Origin of the sequence: Pararhodobacter sp., assembly GCF_036802785.1 — a bacterium.
Lineage (GTDB): Bacteria > Pseudomonadota > Alphaproteobacteria > Rhodobacterales > Rhodobacteraceae > Pararhodobacter.
Genome location: NZ_DAIRVN010000003.1, coordinates 1 through 13,668, shown reverse-complemented (window position 1 = coordinate 13,668; position 13,668 = coordinate 1). Strand labels below are relative to the sequence as shown.

The window sequence follows — 13,668 nt, the reverse complement described above, 5'->3', positions numbered from 1 at the left end:
CTTGACCGATCCGTGATCGGACAGCACAATTTTTCGGCGCCATAAGAAAATCACCATGCGGCGCGTGCTTCAAACTGCCGTGGGAGGCTTTCGATGAAAAAGACACTGATGCTCAGCGCACTGGCGCTGATGAGCACATCCGCCATTGCGCTGGCCAGCACGGTGACGGTTGTCACTTCGTTCCCGCGCGATCTGACCGATCCGTTCAAGGCCGCTTTCGAGGAAGCGCACCCCGAATACACGCTGGAGGTTGTCAGCCGGAACACCAACGCTTCGGTCGCCTATCTGCAAGAGACCCGCAGCGCGAACACGACCGATCTGTTCTGGGCCTCGGCGCCTGACGCATTTGAGGTGCTGAAGTCCGAAGGGTTGCTTGCCCGCGTCGAGATCAATGCCGAGGGCATCCCCGATGTGATCGGCTCCTATCCGATCAACGATCCGGATGGGCATTACTACGGCTTCGCCGCGTCGGGCTACGGGATCATGTATAACACCCGTTATGCTGCGGCCAACGATTTGCCGGTGGCGACGGAATGGCATGACCTGATGCGCCCGGAATACAACGGCCATGTGGCGATGTCCTCGCCTTCACGCTCCGGCACAACGCATCTGACGGTCGAGACCCTGTTGCAGGGCGAGGGCTGGGAGCAGGGCTGGGCGACCTGGAAATGGATTTCCGGCAACATGAACACCGTGACCGAGCGCAGCTTTGGCGTGCCGGATGCGGTCAATTCGGGCTCAACGGGCTTTGGCATCGTAATCGACTTTTTCGGTCTGGCATCGGCTGCGTCGGGCTTTCCGGTTGAACTGGTCTATCCCAGCGTAACCGCAATTGTGCCCGCCAACATCGGTATCCTCGAGAATGCGCCGAACGAGGATGGCGCGCGCGCCTTCGTGGAGTTTGTTCTGTCGCCCGCCGGGCAGCAGGTGCTTCTTAACCCGGCGATCATGCGGCTTCCAGTCAACCCCGCCGCCTATGACAACGCGCCCGAAGGTTTCCCCAACCCGTTCACGCCTGAGTTTGCGCCGGGTGCCATCGTCTTTGATGTCGATGTTTCGGGTGCGCGCTACAATCTCGTCAATTCGCTCTTTGACGTGATGATCACCTATCGCATGAACGACCTGCGCGCGGCAGTCACCGCAGTTCAGCGCGCCGAGGCCCAGCATGCCGATGGCGCCAATGAAGAGGCGCTGGCGCTGATCGCCGAGGCCCGCGCGCTGATCGAGGCACTGCCGATCACTGAAGAGGAGTCGCTGGACCCGTCCTTTACCGGCGTCTTCCAGGTGTCGCGCGCCAGCCCCGATGTGGAGGTCGTCGGCCGTCAGGCCGAGGTTGAGCAGGCGTGGGATTCCTTTGCCGTGCGCAACTATGCCGAGGCCGTGCAACTGGCCAATACCGCAGCCGGAATGCGCTGAACATCTGCCCGCCCGGTCGCTCAAAGGCCGGGCGGGCAATCCGATGCACGAGGGAATGCCATGACCATCTCATCCGAGCCGCCCGCTTCGCCGACCCGGCGTTTCACGTTGTTTCCGCGCGTCTCGGGCGCCGCATTCACCGGGATACTGATTGCGCTGTTCCTGCTGGCCTTCCTGATCCTGCCGGTGGCGCAGGTGGTGTATGTCGCCTTTCTGGACGCCCGCACCGGCGCCTTCACCATCCAGAATTTCCAGGATTTCTTCAACACCTCGCTGTTTCGCGAGAGTTTTGTCAATTCGTTCTATGTCTCGGCCATGTCGGTGGTCTTTGCCACAATCATCGCCCTGCCGCTGGCCTATATCACCTCGCGCTTCAATTTCGCCGGGACTGCGGTCATTCAGGCGCTGGGGATCATCCCGCTGATCATGCCGCCCTTCGTCGGCGCGGTGGCAATGACCTTGCTGTTCGGGCGAAACGGCACGATCAACCTGCTGCTCAACGATTATTTCGGAATCCGCATTCCCTTCATGGAGGGGCTGAACGGCGTTATTCTGGTGCAGTCGATCCATTATTTCCCGTTCATCCTGATCAACCTCTCGGCGGCGCTGCGCAACATCGACCGCTCGATGGAAGAGGCCGCGCAGAACCTGGGCTCATCCGGGGTGCGCATGTTCCGCCGCATCGTGTTTCCGCTGGCGATGCCGGGCTATCTGGCCGGGGCCGCGCTGGTGTTCATCAAGGTGTTCGACGATCTGGGCACGCCGCTGTTGCTGAACGTGAACAACATGCTGGCGCCGCAAGCCTATCTGCGCATCACCGGCGTCGGCATCAATGACCCGATGGGCTATGTGATCTCGTTCATTCTGGTCGCCTTCTCGGTCTTCGCGCTCTGGGCGTCGTTCCTGTTCATGCGCGGCAAGGATTATGCGACCGTGCAGAAGGGCGGCGGCGGGCTTTCCAAGCGTGACCTGCGCCCGCGCGAGAAGGTGATGGCATGGGTGACCATCCTGTTGATTCTGGCGCTTGTTTTGTCGCCGCATCTGGGGCTGGTGCTGCTGGCCTTCGGCACGATCTGGTCCTACAGCCCGCTGCCGGATGGCTTCACCCTGCAACATTTCGCCACCGTCTTCACCCAGTCGCAGCAGTATATCTGGAACACCATTCTCTATGCCGGGACGGCTGCGGTGATTGACGTTATCCTGGGCACAGCGATTGCCTATATCGTGCTGCGCACCGGCCTGCCGGGGCGTAAGTGGCTGGATTATATGGCCACGGCCGCGCTGGCGGTGCCGGGTGTGGTGCTGGGCATCGGCTATCTGCGGATGTTCCACAGCGTGCAACTGCCGTTCGGGCTGGGCCAGATGTCCAGCTTCTGGGGGATCATCATCATTGCGCTGGCGGTCCGTCGCCTGCCCTATGCTTTGCGCGCCTGCATGGCCGCGCTGCAACAGGTCAGCCTGTCGCTGGAGGAAGCGGCTGAGAGCCTTGGCGCCAGCAAGACCAGCACGATCCGCCGGGTGGTTGTGCCCTTGATGACCGGCGGCATTCTGGCAGGCTTCGTCACCAGTTTCGCCACCGCTGCCGTTGAGCTGTCGGCGACGATCATGCTGGTGGGCCGCTCATCCGACGCGCCGCTTGCCTATGGGATCTACCTTTATATGCAGTCGCCCGCCGGGCGCGGTGCGGGGGCGGCACTGGGCATCCTTGCCGTGGTGATGGTCGCCCTCGGCACCTACCTTTCGCAACGCATCATCGAACGTGACCGCGCACGCCGGGCAGCCAGCCCCGGGGCCGATCACTGAGAACCGGGAAATCACCATGAAACACACAACAACCGGAATCCGCATCGAAAACCTGCATCTGTCCTTCGGAGAGACCGAGGTTCTTGCCGGGATCGACATGGAAATTCAGCCGGGCGAGTTCTTTGCCTTCCTTGGCCCTTCCGGCTCGGGCAAATCGACGCTTCTGCGGGCGATTGCCGGGTTCGGACCCACGCCGCGCGGGCGTATCCTGATCGGCGACCGCGATATCGCCAATCTGCCGCCCTGGAAACGCAATGTGGGGATGGTGTTCCAGTCCTACGCTCTGTGGCCGCATATGACGGTGCGCCAGAACGTGGCCTTTGGCCCCGAGGAGCGCCGCATGCCCCGGCGTGAGATCGCGCCCAAGGTCGAGGCGGCGCTGGAGCTGGTGGGGCTGCTACATCTGGCCGACCGGATGCCTTCGCAACTGTCGGGGGGGCAGCAGCAGCGCGTCGCGCTGGCCCGCACCATCGCGGTGGAGCCGCAGGTGCTGCTGCTCGATGAGCCCTTGTCAAACCTTGACGCCGCCCTGCGCGTTCAGATGCGCCGCGAACTGCTGGCCCTGCAGCGCAAGCTGGGCCTGACCACCATCTTCGTGACCCATGATCAGGAAGAGGCCAACACCACCTCAGACCGGATGGCGGTGCTGGATGGCGGCGTGATCCAGCAGATCGGCACCCCGCAAGAGCTGTATGATACCCCCGCCAACGGCTTTGTCGCGGGCTTTCTGGGGACGGCGAACATTCTGGAAGGGCACTGCGACGGGATGCGCTTCATCACCCGCGCGGGCTATGTCATTCCGGTGGCCGACCCGGTGGCAAAGGCGGGGCGCATTGTGCTGAGGCCGCAGAACATCACGCTTCAGGGCAACGCCGCTGAGGGCTCGCTGCGCGGATCGGTGCAGCACCGGGAGTTTCTGGGCAGCCAGATCCGCTATCTTGTGGATACTGCCGATGGCCAGATCATTGTCGACACGCTGCACAAAAGCGGCACGGCGCCCTTTGACGAAGGGGCGCAGGTCGGGCTGGCGATTGACAGCCTCAGCGCGCCAATGCTGGCATGACCACTGCACAGCCCGCTGAAATCTGGTTCATCCGGCATTTCCGCACCCCGTGGAATGCCGAGGGGCGGTTGCAGGGAAGGCGCGACATAGCGCTGGATGACCCGTTAAGCGACGCGGATCAGGCGGTGCTGGCCGTCAATCGCGCGGCGCTTGAGGGGGTGCAGTTCCGCGCCGTTCTGACATCGCCGTTGCAGCGCGTGCGCCAGACCGCCGCTTTGCATGGCTTCGCCGGGGCAAGCCCCGATGCCGACCTCGCCGAGCTGGATTTCGGCCAGTGGGAGGGGCGTTTGTGGCATGAGCTGCACGCCAGCCACCCCGGCGCATGGCAAAGCGCCCCCCATTCCCTGCCGCTGGGTGAGCCTTTCGCGGCGTTCCGCGCGCGTGTCGCAGGCCTGCACCAGCGCCTTCTTGCCCAGCCCGGCCCGGTGCTGTTGTTCGGGCATGGTGCGTGGTTCGGATGTCTGCAAAGCCTGCTTGCCGGGGGGGACGGCAGCGATCTGGCCGGGCGGACCTGCGGAAACGGGGTGCTGACCCGCCTCGCCCGCCCTTCGGGCAATACCAATACGCCGGACACCCACCTGTAAGCACGAAAGCCCAGCCATGCCGCCGAATAACAGCCCGCGCCCTCAGGCCACCCCCCATCCGGCGGGCGGCCCACAGGGGGCCATCGTCTTTGATCTGGACGGCACCCTGATCGACAGCGCCCCCGATCTGCATGCGGCACTCAACAAGGTGCTGACGGAAGAGGGCGCGACCCCGGTCTCATTGCAACAGACGCGCGGCTTTATCGGGCATGGTATTCCCCATCTCGTGCGCGCGGCGCGTCTGGAATGCGGCATCGACCCCGCGCGCGAGGCCGCGATGACCGCCTCGATGTTTCGCCACTACATGGCCGCCCCCGCGCGGCTCTCGCGGCCCTATCCCGGCGCTGTCGCCTGCCTTGAGGCCTTGCAGGCCCGGGGCCACCCCCTTGGCCTGTGCACCAACAAGGCAATCGCACCGACCCGCATGATCCTGAAAGCGCTGGATCTGGAGCGGTTCTTTTCGGTGGTGATCGGCGGCGACAGCGTGGCGCAGAAAAAGCCTGACCCGGCACCCCTGCTTGCCGCCTTTGCCCCGCTCGGCCCGCCGCTGCTCTATGTCGGCGACAGCGAGGTGGATGGCGAAACCGCGCTGGCCGCCGGTATCCCCTTTGCGCTTCACACCGAGGGTTATCGCAAGGCGCCGCTGCACGACCTGCCGCACCGCTTTGCCTTCAGCGATTTCGCACAGCTCGCGCCATGGGTTGCTTCCGGGTCTGACGCGCCTGCGTGAAGCACTGAGGCAACCGGATGCATCACGCCGCGTGTAGCAGGCCGCCGGGGACGCTCAGATCAGCGCCAGCGTCAGCCATGGAAAGAGGCACAGCAGCAACAGCACAATCAGCGAAACCGCCAGAAACGGCAGAAGCTGCATGAAAATCGCCGTGGGCCGTGCCCCGGTCATCGCGGCGGCGACATACAGGCCCGCACCCACCGGCGGCGTCAGCAGGCCCAGTACCAGATTGAGGCTGATCACCAGCCCGAACTGCACCGGATGAATCCCGTACACCCCGACCGCCACGGGCAGCAGCAGCGGCACGACCAGAATGAGCGCGGCAATCCCGTCAATCACCATGCCGACCAGAAACAGAACCCCCATCACGATCAGCAGAAACACCAGCGGGTTCTGCGTCAGCTCGACCAGCATCGCCGTCAGCCGCTGCGGCAGCGCTTCATAGATCACCACCCAGCCAAAGACATTGGCCGCCGCGATGAGAAAGATCACCATGCTGGACGAGGCTGCGACGCGCAGAAACATGCTCAGGAACCGCGACCAGTTCAGATCACGGTAGATCAGCGCCCCGATCATGAGCGCGATGACCGAGGCGATGGCGGCGGATTCGGTCGGCGTGGCGATGCCGAACAGGATGGACCCCACAATCACCGCCGGAATCATCGCCGCCGGAACCGCCGCCAGCAATGCCTTGCCCGCCGCGCCCGCGCTCATCCATTCGCCCTTGGGGAACTGCTGCTTCAGTCCGATCAGCGCCACCACCACAAAGAAGCTGCCGGTCAGCATCAGCCCCGGAATGATCGCGGCGATGAACAGATCCGATATCGGCAACTGCGCCAGCACCCCGTAAATCACCAGCAACATCGATGGCGGGATGATCGGCGCCAGCAGGCCCCCTGCGGCGGTGGTGGCGGTGGCGAAATCCTTGCGATACCCCTCAGCCTCCATCACCGGGACCATGGCGCGCGACATCACCGCGATCTGGCTCACGGCAGAGCCGATGATCGCCGCCATGAACATATTGGCCAGCAGGTTGATATAGGCCAGCCCACCGCGAAACCCGCCGACAAAGACCCGCGCGGCATGCACCAGCCTGCGCGTGGCGCCACCCTCGTTCATCAGCTCGCCGGTCAGCATGAACAGCGGAATCGCCAGCAACCCGTAGCTTTCGATGCCTGAGAAAAGCTGCTGCGCGAAAGAGGTGAACAGCACATCATTGCCGCTGGCGCGCACATACCATGCCGAGGTCATGATCAGCACAATGCTGATCGGCACCGCACCCAGCAGCAGGACCAGAAAGATAACAGCGGTCATGGGGCGTTTTCCCGCGCGGCCTGCGGTGTGGGGATGCGGCCCGCCAGCGTTTTCAGAAGGTTTGAGAAGGCATGCAGCGTGAAGCCCAGTGCGAAGACGGGCATCACCAGCCAGAACCAGAACTTGGGCATGCGCAGGGTCGAGGTCGGTTCGGCATAGATGAAGTTGAAGGTCTGGCTGCGGAAGGCGCGCAGATCAAAATCGACGGCGATCAGGGTCAGCGGGTCAAACCAGATCCAGCAGGCCCAGATCAGCAGCGCGCCCGCACCCAGCGTGACCAGATCGACGAACAGCCACATCACCCGCTGCGCCCGCACTGACAGCATATCGACGATCAGCGTGATCGAGATTGCCTCGCGCTGCGCGATGGAGGCCGAAGCGGCGAAAAAGGCCATGGCGACCATCGCATAGATCGCGGCCTCATCCACCCAGAAAACCGCCTGCCGCATGGCGCGGGTGACGACGTTGTATAGGATCAGCACACTGACCACGGCGGCAAGCACCGCCGCCGCGATCATCTCTATCCGGGCCCAGCCATCAGATATTCTGTGCACGATCATTTCCGCATCACCTGTGACAAAAAGGGCCGGGGCCTGTGCGCCCCGGCCCGCTGGTTCAGCGCGTCTCGTCAGCGACAGCGCGCAGCGCGCTCAGAACCGGGGCGCGCTCAGCCCAGGTCGCTTCCCATTCGGCGATGGCATCGGCAAAGAAATCCGGGCCGATGCGGCTGTAGTTCACGCTTTCCTCGGCTTCGACCTGCGCCATCCACTCAGGGTCTTTCTCGATATAGGTGTCGATCGTGGCATCGAGATGCCGCTGCATCGTCTCGCGGATCAGGGTCTGATCGTCGCCGTCCAGCCCGGCCCAGACCCGGCCCGACACCAGCCCGACCATCGGAAACAGCGCGTGGTTCGTCTCCAGCACCGTGGGCGCCTGCTCAAAATAGCGCATCGCCCAGATCAGTTCGGCATCCATGTCGATCGCATCGACCTGGGCATTGGCCAGCGCGTCATAAACGGCGGGCAGCGGCATGGGCGTGGGGGCGGTGCCGAGGGCGTTGTAGAAATCGCGGAAGGCATCGACCGGGGTGATGCGGATCTTCAGCCCGTTCAGATCGGCGGCGGTGCTGACCGCAACACGGCTGACCATCTGGCGCATGCCCGCGCTGCCAAAGCCCAGCCCCATCACGCCCGCTTCTTCCGGCAGCAAATCCAGCAGCTCGGTGGCGACATCGGAGCGGATGATGCGTGCGGCATGGCTGATGTCATCGGCAAGGAACGGCGCAAAGAAGGCGCCGAATTCCGGCACCCGGTTGGAGATTTCCGCAACCGTCATGAAGGCCATGTCCAGCGCGCCGGTCTGCAACATCTGCAGCATCTGCGCCTCGTTGCCCAGCTGCCCGCCGGGGAAGGCCTGCAGGGTGATGCGCCCCCCGGTTGCCTCGTTCAGTTCCTCGCCCATGGCGACGGCGGCCTGACTCCAGACATGGTTGGGCGGCGTGATCAGCCCGATGCGCATGTTCTGCGCCGCGGCGATTGCCGGGGTCAGACCGACAGCACCGGCAAGGGCAAAAGCGGTAAGGGTGTTTCTTATCATGCTCATATCATTCTCCCTGAATGGCGTTTCTTTCAAGTCCGTAACGGTTGCACCACACCGGCATCAGATCACCACCGGGGCAGCGCGGTTCTCGATCAGCCGCACCAGCGACAATGCGGTCATGGCAGAGGATTTCGGGTTGTCTGGCAGGGCCGCATTCTCGAACGACAGTGCCATGCGGCCGAAAGCACCCTCGGCGTCGATCTCATGGCGGTTGGTGGTTGCGGCGGGGTCGGCGATCAGCACTACCTGCGTTTCCTCTGGCCCCAGCCCGGCCAGCGCCGTGATCAGCGCGGCATTGGCGTTTTGCGGAAAGCGGGCGGCGGCCTCGGTGGCGCTGCCGGTGAAAAAGGCGGTAGGGGTGGTCAGCGCGCCCAGATCGCACAACTGCTCCGCCCCCGTTCCGGCCCAAGCGCGCGGCGGTTTGACGATCCGGTGGGTGACAGATGTCAGCCCCATGCGCTGCGCCGCTGACAGCGCATCCATCCCCCCCAGCGCGCCGGGCGGAATGATCAGCTTTGCGCCTGAGGTGCGGGCGAGGGTTGTCAGCTCGGCCAGCAGCTCAGTGCCCGCGAAGGCCGAAGTTGAGCTGACCGCGAAATCAACCCCTGCCGACAGCGCCGCCCGGCCCCAGGGCGCAACGGCATCCCGGCCCGCCGCCTCGACAACCAGATCGGCGCGGGTGGCGGCCAGACCGGCAGGGTCGCGCAGCACGGGCACGCCATCGGGCAGGCCGGGGCGGGGTGGGTTGCGCAATGCGATGCCCACCAGATCGACCGGCGCGCGCCGGTCGGCCAGCATCCGCGCGACCGCGCCCGCGATCGCCCCGAAACCCACCAGTACCAGCCGGACCCGCCCTGTCATGTCAAAGCTTCACCCAACCCTCGGGCGGCTCCTTGCCCGGATGCAGGGTGCCGCATTTGGGGCAGGTGCGCAGCTTGGGGTCGGCATAGAAGGCGGCATAGATCGGTGGCAGATCATCGACGATGGATTCCAGATCAACCTCGGCGCGGTGAACGCGGGTGCTGCAGTTGAAGCAATACCATTCGACCGCATCCAGCGCCCCCTCCGGCCGCGCAGGTTCAATCACCAGCCCGATGGAGCCTTCCTGCGGGCGCTGCGGCGAGTGGCGGATATGCGCGGGCAGCAGGAAGATATCCCCCTCGCGGATCGGCACATCATAGAATTCGCCCGTGCCGGTATCATGCAGCTTCAGCAGCATATCGCCCTTGAGCTGGTAGAAAAATTCCTCCACCGGGTCATCGTGGTAATCGGTGCGTTTGTTCGGCCCGCCCACCACGGTCACCATCAGATCGGCATCCTTGAACACCATCTGGTTGCCGACCGGCGGCTTGAGCAGGTGCTTGTTCTCGTCAATCCATTTCTGGAAGTTGAAGGCGGCGAGGCGTGGCATGGCTTTCCCCCTGTTGTTATGGGCTTGCAGGCTTTGTTTCAGGCAGTCACAGGCAGTTTCAACCCGCAGCCCGCGAATGCCGCGCGCGTCGCGGCTTTCTCGGCGTCGGTCAGTTCCAGCAACGGCGGGCGCACATGGCCGCCGCGCTGGCCCAGCAACTCCTGCCAGTATTTCTGATGCGCATGCGGCTTTTCCGCCGGGCGGGTGTGGCGCAGTGCACGCCGCACCGGGGCAAGGCTGGCGCTTATTGCGCGGGCCTCCTCTGCCCGGCCAGCCAATGCGGCATCGGTATAGTCGCGCATCCGCCGGTCTGCGGCGGTCTGGATCAGGTAGGGCGGGGAGGAGCACAGATACAGCTTCCAGCCCAGTTCCAGAATGTTATCCAGCCACTCTTCCTCGGACGCGGTTGAAACGATGATCCGGTCACCTGCCAGCCGCGTCAGTTCCACATACATCTCGCGCGGCACCGAATACTTGATCGCCACCACCGTTTCGATATCGGCAAGCCGGTTGCACAGTTCCGGCGACATCAGATAGCCCGCATCGGGGTGCGACCAGAGCGCGATGCCGATATCGACCTTGGAGGCGATGGTTTCATAATACCGCAGCAGCGTCTCATCCTGCGCCTTGAAGAAGTTCAGCACCGGCGCATGCACCACGATGTAATCAGCGCCGCAGGCCTGCGCATGGCGGGCAAGGTCGATCACCACATCCATGTTCTGGTCCGAACATGACATGATGGTCTGCGCGCGCCCCCGCGCGGCCTCGACCGCCAGATCGAAGGTGCGTTTGCGCTCATCGACCGACATCGAAAAGAACTCTCCCTGCTTGCCGGCGATGAAGAAGCCGTCGATGCCAAGGTCGTCAATCCAGTGGTCCATATTGGCGCGAAAGCCGTCCTCGTCGATGCTGAGGTCATCACGGAAGGGCATCAGCGCAGCGGCCCAGATGCCGCGCATATGGGCGAAGGCATGGGCCTTGGCGTTCTGGCGGGTGTATTGCATTGCGCGCTCCTGCTCCTCAGAACGCCATGGCGTGCGAGAGGTTCTTGATGATGGTGTAATGATCCAGCCCTTCGGCGCCACCCTCACGGCCATAGCCGGAGTGCTTGACCCCGCCAAACGGCGTTTCGGGCAGCGATGCCTCCAGCGTGTTGATGGAAAGATTGCCGCATTCGACCTCATCCACCAGACGGTCCACCGTGGCGGCGCGGTGGGTGAAGGCATAGGCGGCAAGGCCGAAGGGCAGGGCATTGGCCTGCCGGATACCCTCATCCAGACTGGCGACGGGGTTGATGACGGCCAACGGGCCAAAGGGTTCCTCGGTCATCACGCGGGCATCGGAGGGGACATCGGCCAGAACCGTGGGTTCAAAGAAATACCCCTGATTGCCGCGCCTGCCGCCACCCACAAGCAGGCGCGCGCCCTTGGCCACGGCATCATCGGTCAGTTCCTGCAACGCATGCAGGCGGCGCTCGTTGGCGACGGGGCCCATATCGGTGCCCGCCTCCATCCCGTTGCCGACAACCGTCTTCCTGACCTGAGCGACAAAGGCGTCAGAATAAGCGCTGTAGAGGCTTTCATCGACAAAGAAGCGCGTGGGCGAGGTGCAGACCTGCCCGGCGTTACGCATCTTGCGGATGGCTGACAGGCGGCCCGCGGCAACCGGATCGGCATCATCGCAGACAATGACCGGCGCATGGCCACCCAGTTCCATCAGAACCGGGGTCATATGCGCCGCGGCGATGCCCGTCAGATGCCGCCCCACGGCCGTGGAGCCGGTAAAGGCCACCAGCCGCACCTGATCTTGCGGGATAAGGTAGCTGGAAATCTCGGCCGGTTCGCCAAAGACGAGGTTCAGCACGCCGCGCGGCAGCCCGGCATCGTGAAAGGCGCGGGCGATGTGCAGCGCCCCTGCCGGGGTCTCTTCGGCGGCCTTGATGATGATCGAACAGCCCGAGGCAAGCGCGCCCGCGATTTTGCGCGAAGGCTGGCTCATCGGGAAATTCCATGGGGAAAAGGCGGCGACGGTGCCTGCGGGCTGGCGGTAGACAACGTAGCGGATGCCCGGCGCGCTGGGAATCACCCGGCCATACAGCCGCTGGCCCTCGGCGGCGTCCCATTCAAAGAACTCACACCCCCGGATAACCTCAAGCCGGGCCTGCGCCAGCGGCTTGCCATGTTCCAGCGTGATCGAATGGGCGATGTCATCCATCCGCCGGCGCATGAGCGCGCAGGCCTTCAGGATGATATCGCCCCGCTCACGCGGCGAGGTGCGGCTCCAGACCCGGAAGCCTTCATCGGCGGCCTGCAACGCGTCGTCCAGCTCCGCCCGGCCCGCCATCGGCAGGGCACCGATCACCGAGCCGTCTGCCGGGTTGATCACCGGCATGGTCTCGCCGGGCTTGCGCCACGTCCCTCCGATATAAAGCTGCAGTTCCGGGTAGCTGGTCATTGGATACTCTGTCTGGCGTGGTCGGGGCTTGCGCTGCACCATGCCCAGGCGCCGATCGGCAAACAAGTGAATTGAACTCCTTTGGATATTCCTGCAATGAATACCAGACATCCTTCCGAAGGGGCAGCCGATGGGCCTTCTGCATTCGCGCATGACATTGCGCAATCTGCACCTGATCGACGCGATCAAGCGCGAGGGCAGCCTGTTGCGCGCGGCGCAGGCGCTGAACATGTCACAATCGGCGGTGACCAAGGCCTTGCAGGAGGTGGAGGCGACGCTGGGTTGCAGCCTTTTTCACCGCACCAATCGCGGGGTGGTGACCACACCTTCGGGCGATGTGCTGGCCGCCCATGCCCGGGTGATGCTGACGCAACTGGACCACGCGGAACAGGAGCTGACCAATCTGCGCGACGGGGCCAGCGGCATTGTGACGGTGGGCACCCTGCTGGCGGCGTCGGTGTCCTTGTTGCCAAAGGCGATTGCCCATGTGCGCGCCGGGCGCCCGCGTCTGACGGTGCGGACGGTGGAGGGGCCTAATGCCTCGCTGATGCCGCTGCTCAGGCAGGGCGCGCTGGATATGGTTGTGGGCCGTCTGCCGGTCTACCGCCAGCGCGACGGCATCGCGCAAGAGCGGTTGCTGGAAGATCAGGCCGCTATCGTCATGCGGCGTGACCATCCGCTGTCCCGGCACCCGGGGCCGGGGCCTGCCGATCTGTTGCGCTGGGACTGGATATTGCCGCCGCAGGATACCACGATGCGCCGGCAGGTGGATGATCTGTTCCGCGAAAAGGGCCTGCAGGCACCGGTCGCAGGGGTTGAGACGCTGTCAGTGCTGATCACGCGCGACCTGCTGCTGCATTCCGACATGCTGGCGATCTGGCCTGCGGAAGTGGCGCAGGCCGAGGATGCGCTGGGGATTGTGTCGGTGCTGCCGTTCGATCTTTCGCATACCGGCCGCCCCGTCGGCATCTCCACCCGCGAGGGTGGGCGGCTTTCCCCCGCTGCCGAGGCGCTGATCGACGCGCTTCGGCATGTGGCGCGGGCTTAACCGCCCGGCGCCAGCGTGATGCCATAGGCCTGCCTGAAGCCCGCCCGGCCCGCTGGTGTGATGTCCAGCGCGCGGGTGCCGGTGCGGCGGCGCAGCCAGCCCTGCCCCAGCGCATGCGTGCAGATCGCCGCGCCCAGCAGCCCGGCCAGATGCGGGCGCCGCTCGCTCCAGTCGAGGCAGGGGCGGCAGAGGGGGCGGCTGTGGGGGCGGGCGGTGCGCTGGCCGCCCTCCGGCGCAAGGATGCCA

The 13,668-nt window shown here is 64.5% G+C and carries 13 protein-coding genes and 1 pseudogene; 6 read left to right on the top strand and 8 right to left on the bottom strand.

All coding sequences use genetic code 11. The annotated features are described in order from the left end of the window. Positions 1-93: 93 nt before the first annotated feature. From V7Q53_RS02040 to gph, 5 genes are read left to right on the top strand one after another with little or no spacing between them, the layout of a single operon-like run. Complete coding sequence (locus V7Q53_RS02040) at positions 94-1,416, top strand: ABC transporter substrate-binding protein (RefSeq protein WP_333826703.1); 1,323 nt, start codon at positions 94-96, stop codon at positions 1,414-1,416. 60 nt (positions 1,417-1,476) lie between these two features. Then, a complete protein-coding gene (locus tag V7Q53_RS02035) occupies positions 1,477-3,219 on the top strand; it encodes an ABC transporter permease (protein ID WP_333826702.1) in 1,743 nt (580 codons plus the stop codon). Between the two features lie 16 nt (positions 3,220-3,235). Continuing rightward, positions 3,236-4,282: an ABC transporter ATP-binding protein gene (locus V7Q53_RS02030; protein WP_333826701.1), complete on the top strand. Its 1,047-nt coding sequence runs from the start codon at positions 3,236-3,238 to the stop codon at positions 4,280-4,282. Beyond that, complete coding sequence (locus V7Q53_RS02025) at positions 4,279-4,866, top strand: histidine phosphatase family protein (RefSeq protein ID WP_333826700.1); 588 nt, start codon at positions 4,279-4,281, stop codon at positions 4,864-4,866. Before V7Q53_RS02030 ends, V7Q53_RS02025 begins: the two co-directional genes overlap by 4 nt. 16 nt (positions 4,867-4,882) lie before the next feature. Next, positions 4,883-5,596, top strand: coding sequence for a phosphoglycolate phosphatase (gph, locus tag V7Q53_RS02020; protein ID WP_333826699.1), 714 nt, complete (start codon positions 4,883-4,885; stop codon positions 5,594-5,596). A 54-nt stretch (positions 5,597-5,650) separates the two neighbouring features. Here gph and V7Q53_RS02015 read toward each other — a convergent pair whose 3' ends face one another. Genes V7Q53_RS02015 through V7Q53_RS01985 form a run of 7 tightly spaced genes read right to left on the bottom strand, consistent with a single transcriptional unit; the run spans position 5,651 to position 12,374 of the window. Next, entirely contained in the window at positions 5,651-6,910 is a 1,260-nt protein-coding gene (locus V7Q53_RS02015) for a TRAP transporter large permease (RefSeq protein WP_333826698.1), read from the bottom strand. Next, positions 6,907-7,470 (bottom strand): TRAP transporter small permease, encoded by a 564-nt coding sequence (locus V7Q53_RS02010; protein ID WP_333826697.1) that lies wholly within the window; start codon positions 7,468-7,470, stop codon positions 6,907-6,909. Before V7Q53_RS02010 ends, V7Q53_RS02015 begins: the two co-directional genes overlap by 4 nt. Before the next feature lie 55 nt (positions 7,471-7,525). Beyond that, positions 7,526-8,512 (bottom strand): TRAP transporter substrate-binding protein, encoded by a 987-nt coding sequence (locus tag V7Q53_RS02005; RefSeq protein ID WP_333826696.1) that lies wholly within the window; start codon positions 8,510-8,512, stop codon positions 7,526-7,528. 57 nt (positions 8,513-8,569) lie between these two features. Beyond that, positions 8,570-9,370: an aspartate dehydrogenase gene (locus V7Q53_RS02000; RefSeq protein WP_333826695.1), complete on the bottom strand. Its 801-nt coding sequence runs from the start codon at positions 9,368-9,370 to the stop codon at positions 8,570-8,572. A gap of 1 nt (position 9,371) precedes the next feature. Beyond that, positions 9,372-9,920 carry a 3-hydroxyanthranilate 3,4-dioxygenase gene (locus V7Q53_RS01995; RefSeq protein WP_333826694.1) on the bottom strand — a complete coding sequence of 183 codons (549 nt, stop codon included), beginning with the start codon at positions 9,918-9,920 and terminating at the stop codon, positions 9,372-9,374. Between the two features lie 38 nt (positions 9,921-9,958). Beyond that, the gene (locus V7Q53_RS01990) at positions 9,959-10,924 is read right to left on the bottom strand and encodes a dihydrodipicolinate synthase family protein (protein WP_333826693.1); all 966 of its coding nucleotides are present in this window, start codon (positions 10,922-10,924) and stop codon (positions 9,959-9,961) included. Positions 10,925-10,940: 16 nt separating this feature from the next. Beyond that, positions 10,941-12,374, bottom strand: coding sequence for an NAD-dependent succinate-semialdehyde dehydrogenase (locus tag V7Q53_RS01985; protein ID WP_333826692.1), 1,434 nt, complete (start codon positions 12,372-12,374; stop codon positions 10,941-10,943). Positions 12,375-12,504: 130 nt separating this feature from the next. Here V7Q53_RS01985 and V7Q53_RS01980 point away from each other — a divergent pair, with 130 nt between their 5' ends. Then, positions 12,505-13,422, top strand: coding sequence for a LysR substrate-binding domain-containing protein (locus V7Q53_RS01980; RefSeq protein WP_333826691.1), 918 nt, complete (start codon positions 12,505-12,507; stop codon positions 13,420-13,422). Here V7Q53_RS01980 and V7Q53_RS01975 read toward each other — a convergent pair. Further along, positions 13,419-13,668, bottom strand: a pseudogene (locus V7Q53_RS01975) (ArsR/SmtB family transcription factor); the annotation flags it as partial. The gene V7Q53_RS01980 and the pseudogene V7Q53_RS01975 overlap by 4 nt on opposite strands.